Source organism: Shewanella sp. SG44-6 (genome assembly GCF_014164185.1).
GTDB lineage: Bacteria > Pseudomonadota > Gammaproteobacteria > Enterobacterales > Shewanellaceae > Shewanella > Shewanella vesiculosa.
In genome coordinates this window covers 15,822-28,547 of record NZ_JACJER010000009.1, presented here as the reverse complement: position 1 = coordinate 28,547, position 12,726 = coordinate 15,822, and the positions used below count along the sequence as shown (strand labels likewise).

The window sequence follows — 12,726 nt, the reverse complement described above, 5'->3', positions numbered from 1 at the left end:
TGGAAATTATACGCGTTTTACTCGGCTTTTACACAATTTCGGCCGGCAGCTTTGGCAGAATAGAGCGCTTTGTCGGCTTTTAGCAATAATGGCGACAACTCTGTTTCATTGGTGTAACTGGCGACTCCGGCACTGATTGTTTGATGCAAATTAGGCGAGATTTGTGACCAATCATATTTTGCTATGGTCTCGACTAAGCGATTAGCAATCTCAATGGCTTTTGCTTTGTCGATATTCGGTAATAAAATCAAAAACTCTTCACCACCAACTCGACCAATCACATCAGTGTCACGCATCATGCTTGTACTAATTGCCGCTAGTTTTACCAGTACTTTATCGCCCATATCGTGGCCTAATGTATCGTTAACGGCTTTAAAGTTATCAGCGTCAAATGAAATCAATGATAATGGCGTGGATGATTGCTGAGCGATTTTTAAAAAGTAATTACCTTGAGAATGTGAATCACGTCTATTGGCTACTTTGGTCAGTTCATCGGTGAGCGCTAAACGCCTAAACAGTCGTTTTCTGAGCAGTTGTTTGTAGGCGAAGATAGATACAATCACTAAAATGATCGCGACTAAGCTGATAATAATGATCTGCATGTCTTCATTGCGCTTCATGATGTCCAATTGCAGCTGTTTTTCTTTATCCCTTTGAATAAGCATTGTATTTTCAGTTTGAATCTTGTTGTTATCAAATCGAGCTTGCATCTCCGCATTGCGCTCTGAAAGTACTTTTTTGTCATATGATAGATGTGACTCGACAAACAATTTTAGGGTTTCATACGCCAGTTGCCATTGTTGTGAGGCTTGATATATTTCGCTTTTTAGCTGCAACACTTGATTGAGGCCACGGATATTATTACTGAAATTAAATGCTTTTTCAGCCTGGTCAATATCGATTAATGCTTGCTGATAAAGCTCTTGCTGGTAATGCACCTTGGCCATAAATAAATTCATGTAGCTATAACTGTTATCATTTTTGGGTGTAATCACCTTTTGAGCATCATGCAGAATCACCTCAGCGTCTTTAAGTCTATTTAAGCTGATTAAGTTACCGGCAATACTAATAGATGCATCCGCAGCAGCAATGGGGTTATTTTCTGTTAACCAAAAATCGCGCGTTTTTTGGAAGCGTTCAATGGCTTCTTCATAACGTTCAAGCTTCTCTAATGACAGCGCAATTTGATTATTGGTGAGATTGGCTTCATAAATCTGTTTATTTTTGAGATAACTATTTTCGAGTTTTATTTGATATGTTAATGCGGTCCGGGCATCGCCAAAACGGCGATAACTATTGGCCAGCTCACCTAAATTAACATTTGCCCAATAAGTTAAATTAAGAGACTCATATAAGTTTTGCGCTGTAATAAGATCTTCGAGTGCTTCAGAAAAATTACCTAAATAAGATAGGATTGCACCTCTAGTGCTTCGGCCATCCGCAATCAAGCGCGGGTCTTCAAGTTTATAAGCATTAAGTATCGCTGTATTTAGGTCGGCAAATAAGCTGTCACTTTCTCCCTGCGCATACAAAAACCAAGCCTTACAATACTGCAGATCAATCTGGATTAAAGAGGGGGCTGGCTGACGATATATTTGCAGGTATTTATCGGCATATTTAACCGCGGCTTGCATTTCTTCCGTTGTGTTCGCCGGCAAACTCCAGCAATTAAGACGTATATAGAGTTCTTGGCGAATAATATCGTCATCCGACAAGATACTTTTATACTCGCTGAGTAATTTACGATTATCTTCATCGGATATAAAGTTACCACTGTCTAATAGTGTATAAATTTCATCGGCGCGTAAATTCTTCACTGGATTAGCATAAGCAATGCTGCTAAATCCTATGGCACAGACAAGCATAATGATATGAATAATGCTGCTTAGCTTTAAAGTGGGCAAGGATGCATTTTCTCAAGTTGTTATTGTTAATTCTATGTGACAAAGACTAACAGACTTCGACTTGAAAAGTCTTGTGATTAAATTATAGCCTTGCGTTATTGTTCAATAATCTTATTTTTATCAATATGTTAATCTTATTCACTGTTAAGGGTATTTTTCTGGCGACTCAGGGCTATTTGCATTCAGTTATCTAGACGAGTATAAAGACGCCTTTGGAAATAAACAGAGATAGAAATGTTGCAGAGAATTGTGCAATTTATCGGATTAAGTTTGCTGATAGCATTATCGCCTTGTCATGCTGAAGGAAGCCTGGAAACATCGGGTGACGCTTTGCACATATTACTTCCGGCCACTGCATTGGCAGGAAGTTTAATTGTCGAAGATGATTATCAAGGTGCTTGGCAATTAGTTAAAACCGGTGTATCAAGTCGATTGTTAGTTGAAGCACTGAAATACGGTATAGAAAAAGATCGCCCAGATGGCAGTGGTAATGATTCATTTCCATCTGGTCACAGTGCCGATACCTTTGCTGCAGCGACATTTATCAACCAGCGTTACGGCTGGAAATATGGCATTCCATCATATGCGGTAGCTTCTTATGTAGCATATACGCGTGTTGCCAGTGATCAACATCATGTGGAAGATGTATTGGCTGGTGCTGCCATTGGTATCGTGGCGGGGTGGTATTTCACCGACCCTTATAAAGGGATTAGTATTGTTCCAATTGCCTCATCAGACACTTACGGCGTGTACATTAGTGGCAGATTTTAGAGAGAAAAACATGACAAAAGTTGACCCGCAGTATCAAGAAGTCGCAAAACAAATTTCGTATAACGTAGCCAATAAAGTGTTGCCGATGGATAAGTTACCTGAAACCTTGCTTGAGGCTTATGAAGGTTTGTTTAGCGAACTTATTGACGACAAAGCCAATACGTTTGCCAATGCATGGAATGGTTTGCCAGCGAGTGCGCAAAAGTTAATGACTAAAGCGGAGTTTCATGGCTTTTACATTGCCAATGCGTGGATGCAGTTAAGCCGTGTTGCGCAAGAAATTGCTGATAGTGCCGACTCTGAAGAAGAAATGAACAATAATGAATATGATGGTGTATTTGGCCGTTTAGCCGAGCAATCATTGAGAGAGTGTATACGTAAGCTTAAAAAAGCGCGTACTGACAGACCATTATTGAATAGCTTTAAATTAGTCATGTCTGCCTAATTATGTGCACTTAAGTTTGGCGTTCCCAAATATATAACCAAAGATTATGGGCAGATAAATTAATTGTTTGCTAGAAACAAAAAATCCCAACTCAGGTTGGGATTTTTTATGGTTAAAGATAACTTAACCAAGCTTATCAATAATTTAGAATGACGTACGTTTGTAACGACGGTATTCAGGTTCCCAGAAGTTAGCTTCAATTGATTGCAGCAGTAATTCATCAGTGCAGGGCAGTGCCAAACCTTGATCAATGGCGGCTCTAGCAACGGCAAAAGCAATATATTTACTGACAGATTGAATATCTTCCAAGCGTGGCAATAGCGACCCAGTTCCCTCTTTACCTAGAGGTGAACACTCTGCTAATGCACGGCTAGATGCCATGAGCATTTCGTCAGACACACGCTTCGCGCCGCAAGATAATACTCCTAAGCCAATGCCTGGGAAGATAAAGCTATTATTACATTGCGCTATCTCAAAGGTCTCATCATTCACAACGACAGGTTCAAATGGACTGCCTGTTGCCACTAATGCTTGGCCTGATGTCCAATGTAAAATATCTTTAGGAGTCGCTTCAACGCGGCTCGTTGGATTCGATAATGGGAATACAATTGGACGTTTACAATGCTTGTGCATTGCTCTAATGATTTCTTCAGTGAATAAACCTGGCGAACCAGATACCCCAATGAGTACTGTAGGCTTAGCATTATTCACAACATCAAGTAACGAAATATTGTCGCTGTAATTTTCCCATGCTTCAATCGTAGAGCAAGGTTGAGCTAACTTTTGTTGGAATGGTAATAAGTTAGGCATGTTATCAAGTAATAACCCCCAACGATCAACCATAAAGACTTGTGAACGAGCTTGTTGTTCACTAATGCCCTCTGAAACCATTTGTGCCACAATCGCTTCAGCAATACCGCAACCCGCACTGCCCGCACCTAAGAAGGTAATCCGTTGTTCGCTAAGCTTACTCTTCGCCGCTTTAGATGCCGCAAGAAGTGACCCAACAGTAACTGCTGCTGTACCTTGAATATCATCGTTAAAACTACAGTATTGATCTTTATAACGCTCAAGCAATGGCATGGCATTTTTTTGCGCAAAATCTTCAAATTGAATTAACGCATCTGGCCAACGACGGCTCACAGCCTGCATGAAAGCTTCAACAAATTCAGTATATTCTTCGCCGCCAATACGTTGATGACGCCAGCCCATGTACATAGGGTCTTCGATTAAATGCGGATTATCGGTACCCACATCTAATGTGACTGCCAAGCAATAGGCCGGACTAATTCCGCCGCAGCTGGTGTAAAGTGATAACTTACCAATTGGGATCCCCATACCGCCAATACCTTGGTCACCTAAACCGAGAATACGTTCTCCATCAGTAACCACAATGACTTTCACTTTTTGGCGAGTTGAGTTATTTAAAATATCATCAATGCGATCTTTATTCGGATATGAAATAAATAAGCCACGGTTACGACGATAGTTTTTAGAAAAGCGTTCACAGGCTAATCCTACCGTGGGCGTGTAGATAATCGGCATCATTTCGCTAATGTTATTACGTACTAAACGATAAAATAGGGTTTCGTTAGTATCTTGAATATTGCGTAAATAGATGTGTTTATCGAGATCATTGGTGAAGTTTTTAAATTGTTCGTACGCACGAGAAGCTTGTTCATCAATGGTTTCAATAACCCAAGGAATGAGGCCTTCAAGATTAAAAAATACCCGCTCTTCTTCACTAAATGCGCTGCCTTTATTAAGCAGTGGTGATTCAAGAATGGCCGGGCCAGCAAAAGGAAGATAGAGGGGGCGTTTGTTATCGTCCATGGGGAACCTTAATGTGTTAGATCCAGTTAGATCATTATTAGAATAGGGCTGGTTTTCTTACGATTATAGATTATCACGTCTGATCTTTTTTGTGGTCTGTTAAGTGAGTCAAATCACATTATTCTTAAGTATTTTTATTCATCTCTCATTTTTGGTTGTTTATATGTAAACGCTAAAAACAAAAATGCGTAGCCTAAGCTACGCATTCATAAAGCATTATCTCAATATCTAGGCGAATATTACTTGCCGCGATGTTTGACTGATAAACCTTTGACGAAGTTTCTTAACACTTGGTCACCACATGGCTTATAGTTTTTATGATCTGGGTTACGGAATAACGCACCTAACTCAGATTTAGTCATCGAAAAATCGGCTAACAGTAACGTGGCAATAATATCTTCTTCACGCATTTCAAGTGCAACGCGTAATTTTTTGAATATTAGATTGTTGGTCAATTGCTTCAAAGGCGCTGGCACTTCTGCTCCAGGCTTTAAGCCACGATTTTGAATGATCAAACCATCTAAGAATTGGCACATTAATGTGTCATTACATGCTTGATAACCTTCTTCTTCCTCTTTTTTCAACAGCGCAATAATCTGCTCTGAAGACATGTCTACATTGGCTTGGCTGAAAATGTTAATCATTTTGGCATTTGAATAGTCAAACACAAAGCGAATACGGCGAAGAATATCGTTGTTAATCATAAGGCTCTCTGGCGCGGCGGCGCATAAATGGTTTAGGTCAATTGACGAAACACTATTATAGCGAGAAATCATTGATCCGTCAGATTATTCGTATGTGGTTAATTGTTTTCTTACTGCTTGGCGTATCTTGTCGTGTAGACCAAAAACACGCTCGATATTATCCAGATCCCACGAGGTGTTTTCCAATATCACAACGGTTAATTGCGATTGCGGATAATAGAGCATTAAGCTGATGTATCCCGGAATATAGCCTGAATGACTGTATTCAACTAAGCCTGCTTGTTGGCTGATTTGCAAACCATAGCCATAGCCTACCTCTCCCCAACGATGCTGCCTGATAGTACTTGCATGGGTCATGGCGTGATAGCTTGTGGCAGATAAAAATTGGCCTTGATGTAAACCATTTACAAACTTAACCACAGCAGCACTACTGGCTTGCATGCCGCCAAATGTAATGAAGTCAGGGTCTACCGTAAAATCAGTTAATTGTGTCCGCTGCTGCTGTTGCTCGGTATAGCCATCAACCAAGCGTGTTTGCTTAGCCTGACGCTGCGCAATTGAACCGGTATTAGCTTGGAGATCAAGCTGATTGGTTACGGCAAATTGATTAACCAATTGCCCATAAGGTTGTTGGTAAACCTGAGTTAATATATCGCCAAGCAATTTATAGCCATAGTTTGAGTAACTAAACTGACTGGCAGGTATAAATTGAGACCCGGCATTAAGACTCGCTGATTTAGGTGGTGTTATTCCTGAAGTATGATTTAACAGCTGACTAATCGTGATTGGGTGTTCGGTGATGATCTCAAGGTAATCTGTGATGTTATCGCCCAATGCTAACTTTTTCTGATCCACCGCCTGTAATACAAGCGTGGCGGTGATCGTTTTAGAAATAGATCCAAGCATAAATATGCTGTCTGGTGTTATGCCGGTACCTGCTTGGTAATTAACATAACGGTTATGATTGTCGCTAATGACAATGCTACCGCTAAACGGTCTTGAATCCTTATCTATGATGGTTTGCACATCCGCTGCAGTTAATGCAAATGCACTGAGTTGAAATGACACTGAGGTTACTGTTAATGCCAGTAACAAACGGGTGAATTTTTGTAAGCCAGTTAAGTATTTACACCATTGTGATGTGATCATTTTGTGAGATACCAATAAACAAATAAGATAGCGAAGCCAACTAAATACCATAAACCAATCCACGACAGCCCCACCATAACACGACCATAACGATGCTTTTCCGCTAAGGTGTTACTAGTCATTAACCGGAAGTTAAGCCAAGCAAAAATAACTGTGGTCATAAAAGCAAGGATCATTACAAATTCTAGCAGCGGTAATAAGGCCCCTTTAAAGAATAGAATAAGTAATAAACCAAGCGCACTGATCCCGAGCATGATGGGGGTTAAATAATTGCGTGTTGATGTGGTGTTAGACAACAATTTCCAGCCCATCTCGAGTGTGCGGCTGTAGCCATCTATCACAGTCACTGTGGTGCTAAAAATACATAAAAACGCCACAATGCCAATTAAGTAACGGCTTTGATTACCCATAACTTGGCTATAAAGGGTGATCAATTGTGAGGCAAATGTGGCGCCTGAATCAGAAAAACGCTCACCACTGCCGTGCATGACTAATGCGCCTAGCGCTAAAAATACAATCGCCAACACAGCCGTGGTGACATAGCCTAAATTAAAATCAAAAATAGCCTGCTTGGCGGTCACCGTTTGGTTTTTACGTTTTTCTATTAACCATAACGAGTTCCAAGTGCTGACTTCTATTGGCGCGGGCATCCAACCCATCATCGCCACTAAAAAACCGACATACGCCCATTGCCAGGGAGATTCGCTGATCACTGGAGTGCCGAATCCGCTATGACGATTAAAGGCCAATGCTACGGCGACTAGGGTGGTGAGTGTAAGAGCTAGCATGATAATTTTGGTCATTTTATCAAGCAGTTTGTAGTGGCCTAAAATCAATAGTGCTAACGAGCTGGCCAATACAATTAGCGCTAATAGGTCAATTGATAGCGGAATAAACTGAGTTAACATTGCCGCAGTTAACATGCATACCCCAGCGGTACTGGCAATGGCAGCAATCACATTGAGCCCGGTAAACAGCATCAAATATCCACGGCCTTGCTTATGATAGCCATGCAATAAACTTTCATCAGTGGCTGCAGTGTAGCGAGCGCCAGCAGCGAAGAAAGGGTACTTAACGATATTGACTAATAAAATGAGCCATGCCAGTTGCCAACCAAATTCTGCACCGGCTCGAGTTGAGGCGACTAAATGAGAAGCGCCAATCGCGGCGGCGGCCATTAAGATTCCAGGTCCAGTGGCTTTAAAAAGTGTGCTTGCGCGAGATATCCACGGTAAGTCTGATGCAGTTTGTTGCTTAAGCATAATAAAAAACCTAGTTTGATGGTTTAGCGTTTAATGACTGTTCTATGCGCAATAAAGTGGCATTCATTTGTTGCAGGTGGTCGAGGATTAGTACATCGGTATTTTCATTGGCAGGGGCGTTACCTTTTTGTGCCATGATTTTTGACTTTTGTGCCAATACCTGGGATCTAAAGTGAGTAACATCTACAACCCCCGTTAAGCTAATCAATGCGCCTGCAGAAGATTGTCCCGCGGTTTCTATGGTCAGTTTATGAAGGTCAAACATACGCATAATAGGACCTTGAATAAGTGCCATGTCGGTGATTTTATCCAATGGAACGGTATTTTCAGTCCGTGTGAATAAGCCTTTACGCACAATCAGTTTCTGCTCGGTTAGTTCAGCACTCATATTATTAATGTAATGCCTAGTCGCTAATAGTCCCAATGGAAACCATAGTAATAACAATGGAATACCAATAAAGCTAAGGATAAATACTAGGCTGCCAGACAACAACCAATACAGGCCTAGGTTTGCGTGGAAGTGGGCACTAACTAGTGTTTTATCGCTCATATGACCTCCTTGTTAAATAGATTTAAATTCACTTTTTTTAACTATTTATTCTTGATTAAGTGATTGGTTGCATTTACATTAAGCCATTGTATTGACTTTGTTAAATTTTAACCTAAGTTGGTTGTGTCAATCCAACAAAGTTGTCAGCGGTATGCTCATACCGCAGTTTGCAGTAGTCATGGATATAAAACAATAATTTAACGTTAAGGATGATCATGAAAAAAAGTAACCTTTTACGCAGCGCTTGCGCTATCGCTGTCTCTCTATCTCTCGCTCCTATTGCCTTTGTTGCACAAGCTGCTGATGCTGGTGCCGATTCAAAAGTGGAACGAATTGAAGTGACGGGTTCTCGTATCAAACGGACTGATATTGAAGGACCTTCACCAGTACAATCGTTGAATAAAGACGATATTGCTAATATGGGTTTTGACAACCTACAACAATTATTAGAACGCATGCCTGCCAACGGTTCAGGTGCCTTCTCTACTCGTGGAAACAGTCAAGATTCTACCGCTAATGGTGGTGCATCAATCAGTTTACGTGGCTTGGGCCCTGATGCGACTTTGGTTCTTATCAATGGTCGCCGTGTTGGAGCAAGTGCATTTGCTGAAGGAATTTCAAATTCGTTTGTTGATATCAACAATATCCCGGTATCGGCGATTGAACGTATCGATATTCTTAAAGACGGTGCTTCAGCCATTTATGGTTCTGATGCAATTGCAGGTGTGGTCAATATTGTCTTAAGAAAAGATATTGAAGGTATTGAACTTAACTTGGGTTATGGCGATGACAATGGCACTGGTTATGATGAAACTACAGCCAGCCTAGTATGGGGCATAAAAGCTGACAAAGGCAGTGCATCAATTATCCTTGATTACTTTACCAATGGCACCTTGTCTGCAGAAGACATGGGCCGCTTTGGCACTGCAAACCAGTCACCTTATGGCGGTGAAGATTACCGTTCATCACGCGGCTTCCCTGGTTATTTCTATGTCAATGACGTGAAAACCATTGACCCAGATTGTCCTGCTGATAGCGCAACATCGAGTGGGAGTTGTTTATTTGATTACGGTCCATATAACTTAACCATTCCAGCAGCTGAACGTGTTGGTGCTATTGGCCAGTTTGATTATATGTTAGGTGAAGACTTAACTGCATTTTTAGAGTTATCTGTACAGCACAACACTTCTGAAGCTGGCGGTGCACCAACGCCACTGGATGAAGATGCAGGCTTGACAGTTCCTGGTACTCATCCAAATAATCCTTTTGGACAAGATATTGAGATTGGTCGCTATCGTACAGTTGATGCTGGTGCACGTCGTTGGGATATCGAGTCAGATACCATGCGTATTGTTGCCGGTCTTCGTGGCGTTATCAATGATTGGGACTGGGAAGTATCAGCGCAACGTGGCCGCAGTGAATCGACTCAAACAGGTGACCGCTCACAAGGTTGGGTAAGAACCGATTATTTACAAGCCGAAATTGATGCGGGTAACTACAACCCGTTTGGCGGCACGATGAACTCGCCAGATGTGATTGATCGCATCACCACAAGTCTAGTAAGACAAGGTAAGTCGAGTATTACTGCTTATGACGCCAGCATTTCAGGTCAAGCCTTTACTATCGCTGATCGCGATATCATGATGGCAGCTGGTGCAGAGTATCGTGAAGAAAGTGTCAGTGACGTGCCTGATGAGCAGTTCCAGCGCGGTCTGATTTTTGGTACTGAAGCCGTCTCTGCGTTTGGCTCACGTGATCAACATGCTGTCTATGTTGAGTTTTCTATCCCTGTTGCTGATAACTTTGAGTTACAACTCGCAGGCCGTTACGACAGTTACAGTGATTTTGGTTCAACCACTAACCCCAAAGTTGCTTTCCAATGGGGCATTAGTGACGAAGTCACTGCACGTGGTTCTTGGTCTACAGGTTTCCGTGCACCATCGCTTGCGCAAATTGGCTTAGGTCCTTCTGAAAAGAGTGACTTTTTAACCGATAGCTACCGTTGTGCTGCTGATAACGTTGATTGTGAGCTACTTGACTACAACTTTGTGTTTGCTGGTAACCCTGATCTTGAGGCCGAAGAGTCTGAGACTTGGAACCTGGGTATGATTTGGGCCCCAAGTCAGCAGTTTGATATTGGTTTTGATTTATTCAATATCGTCCAAGACAACAAAATTGACTCACTGCAAAACCTAGATGTTTACAACGAACACTGTGGTGATCAAAACAGCACTATTTGTTTACGAAATGCGCCTAAAGCGGGTGAAACCTTTGGTACGATTGACGTAATCAAATCAGCATTTGTCAATATTGGTTCACAAGAAGTACAAGGTGTAGATTTATCTAGCCATTATGGTCTTGAGCTAAACAGCTATGGTGATATCAAGTTTGGTTTAGAATACAGCTATTTAATCAGCTTTGAAAAAGAAGTTGATGGCAATACTGTTGATTACACTGGTGAGTACGAGTACCCACAACACCGTTGGTTAGCAACAACTAACTGGATGATGGATGACTTTGCCGCTAACGTTAACTTAAGCTATATCGGTGAGTTTGAAGACTACAACAAAACTCGTACAGTTGATGCGCAGTTGTTAGTCGATATGTCTGGCTCATATCGTTTCAATGACACGGTTAAGCTATCTGTAGGTGTTAATAACGTGTTTGATGAAGAGCCATCATTTGCGATTGGCGATGGCGATGCTGATCTATATGGTTATGCAATGGGTGTACATAACCCATTAGGCCGTTATATTTATACTAAAGTCACAATGAACTTCTAATGACAACGTCATAAGATAACAAAAGCCACATTCACTTAAGGTGCAATGTGGCTTTTTTATTGTCATTATTCTCACGCTATAGGAGCTTAAATGATTACCTTATACGGAACCCAAAAAAGTCGTGCGCTGCGCGTATCTTGGCTTTTAGAAGAGTTAGGTGTTGAGTGGCAGTTTCATGCTATCGATTTTGCTAAAGGTGAAAATAAAGCAGAAGCATTTTTAGCCCTTAACCCTAGTGGTAAAATGCCTGTGATCACCGAGGGTGAGTTCGTGCTAAGCGAATCCGCGGCCATTATGCGTTATTTAGCCGAAAAATACGGACAAGGTAACTGGTTGCCAAAACCAGGTACGCAAGCGTCAGGTATTCATGAACGCTGGGTGAGTTTTGTGATTAGTGAGCTTGAACAACCACTGTGGTGTATGGGTAAACATCGCTTTGCCTTACCACAACCACTTAGATTAGAGGCCATGTTTGCCGTAGCTAAGTGGGAGTTTGATCAAGCCGCTGCTATTGCTGAAGCTTGGGTGCCAGATACTGGCTTTGTCTGTGGCGATTCACCCACCATAGCCGATATTTTATTAGCGCAAACCTTAGGCTGGGCGATGGGATTTGAGCAAACGCTTCCGCCAAAGCTGATGGCATTTCGTAATCGCTTAAAGCAACGTCCAGCTTTAGCCAATGCATTAGCTAAAACTGAAGCACTTGCCAATATCACTCAATAACGGTTATTAAAAAGGAAGCTAGAGGCTTCCTTTTAGTTATTAGCGCTCAACATAGAGACATTTATAATTGAGTTGCAGCCCATTTTGCACGGCTTTCACGGCTTTCGCTCATGCCGTTATCTGCACGATAAGCTTTATAGGCTTCAGCATCTAGTGCGACTAAGCTTACATCCACTTCAAGCACGAGTTTACATTCTTTTTTAATCCGCCACGCAGCGGCATTGTACAATTCAGTTAATGGCAAAGAGCTTAAAAATTCTGGATTGTATTGGGTGTAGAGAGCTTGTGTCGGATACACCACAAACGCCAACCGACGCTTAGGTTCTTTTTTAAATAACTCTTCAATACCATCAGAAGTGTTAAGCACCTGCATTTCGATAATATCATCGATTTCTAACAGCTTTTTCTGCGCTGGAATTGGTGCTTCTTTCTCGCCTGATTCCCACAACAACACATCTTCATTACTGGCGTTAGTGATGCTAGCAACTTGTTCTGTTGTTAAGCCGAAAGATTGACGTAAACATTGGATTTCAATTGCATTTAAACCGCTATTTTTAGACATGGACGTTCTCGTATTAAGGATTTATTTAGGTATTTATATT

Annotated in this window: 11 protein-coding genes; 4 read left to right on the top strand and 7 right to left on the bottom strand. The window is 41.5% G+C overall.

Annotated features, from left to right (window positions below):
• Nucleotides 1–17: 17 nt before the first annotated feature.
• Nucleotides 18–1,904 (bottom strand): diguanylate cyclase, encoded by a 1,887-nt coding sequence (locus tag H5185_RS02990; protein ID WP_182741330.1) that lies wholly within the window; start codon nt 1,902–1,904, stop codon nt 18–20.
• 234 nt (nt 1,905–2,138) lie between these two features.
• Here H5185_RS02990 and H5185_RS02985 point away from each other — a divergent pair, with 234 nt between their 5' ends.
• Both H5185_RS02985 and H5185_RS02980 read left to right on the top strand, forming a co-directional pair.
• Nucleotides 2,139–2,675 (top strand): phosphatase PAP2 family protein, encoded by a 537-nt coding sequence (locus H5185_RS02985; protein WP_124015564.1) that lies wholly within the window; start codon nt 2,139–2,141, stop codon nt 2,673–2,675.
• 10 nt (nt 2,676–2,685) lie between these two features.
• The gene (locus tag H5185_RS02980) at nt 2,686–3,120 is read left to right on the top strand and encodes a DUF3069 domain-containing protein (protein ID WP_124015565.1); all 435 of its coding nucleotides are present in this window, start codon (nt 2,686–2,688) and stop codon (nt 3,118–3,120) included.
• 144 nt (nt 3,121–3,264) lie between these two features.
• Here H5185_RS02980 and H5185_RS02975 read toward each other — a convergent pair whose 3' ends face one another.
• The 5 genes from H5185_RS02975 to H5185_RS02955 all read right to left on the bottom strand — a co-directional run bounded on the left by H5185_RS02975 (nt 3,265) and on the right by H5185_RS02955 (nt 8,618).
• On the bottom strand, nt 3,265–4,953 hold the full coding sequence (locus H5185_RS02975; protein WP_182697490.1) for an NAD-dependent malic enzyme: 1,689 nt from the start codon (nt 4,951–4,953) through the stop codon (nt 3,265–3,267).
• Between the two features lie 239 nt (nt 4,954–5,192).
• Nucleotides 5,193–5,657 (bottom strand): DUF1456 family protein, encoded by a 465-nt coding sequence (locus H5185_RS02970; protein ID WP_124015567.1) that lies wholly within the window; start codon nt 5,655–5,657, stop codon nt 5,193–5,195.
• 84 nt (nt 5,658–5,741) lie between these two features.
• Nucleotides 5,742–6,806, bottom strand: a complete 1,065-nt coding sequence (locus tag H5185_RS02965) for a serine hydrolase (protein WP_182741329.1) — start codon at nt 6,804–6,806, stop codon at nt 5,742–5,744.
• Nucleotides 6,803–8,068, bottom strand: coding sequence for an Nramp family divalent metal transporter (locus tag H5185_RS02960; RefSeq protein ID WP_182741328.1), 1,266 nt, complete (start codon nt 8,066–8,068; stop codon nt 6,803–6,805). The genes H5185_RS02965 and H5185_RS02960 overlap by 4 nt, the downstream gene beginning before the upstream one ends.
• Before the next feature lie 10 nt (nt 8,069–8,078).
• On the bottom strand, nt 8,079–8,618 hold the full coding sequence (locus H5185_RS02955) for a PH domain-containing protein (protein WP_182741327.1): 540 nt from the start codon (nt 8,616–8,618) through the stop codon (nt 8,079–8,081).
• Between the two features lie 215 nt (nt 8,619–8,833).
• Between H5185_RS02955 and H5185_RS02950 the strand changes: the two genes are divergently transcribed.
• Nucleotides 8,834–11,401, top strand: coding sequence for a TonB-dependent receptor (locus tag H5185_RS02950; protein ID WP_182741326.1), 2,568 nt, complete (start codon nt 8,834–8,836; stop codon nt 11,399–11,401).
• 90 nt (nt 11,402–11,491) lie between these two features.
• Nucleotides 11,492–12,124, top strand: a complete 633-nt coding sequence (locus H5185_RS02945; protein ID WP_182741325.1) for a glutathione S-transferase family protein — start codon at nt 11,492–11,494, stop codon at nt 12,122–12,124.
• A 61-nt stretch (nt 12,125–12,185) separates the two neighbouring features.
• On the opposite strand, the gene H5185_RS02940 is transcribed toward H5185_RS02945, so the two are convergent.
• Complete coding sequence (locus H5185_RS02940) at nt 12,186–12,686, bottom strand: DUF4447 family protein (protein ID WP_124015573.1); 501 nt, start codon at nt 12,684–12,686, stop codon at nt 12,186–12,188.
• Nucleotides 12,687–12,726: the final 40 nt, after the last annotated feature.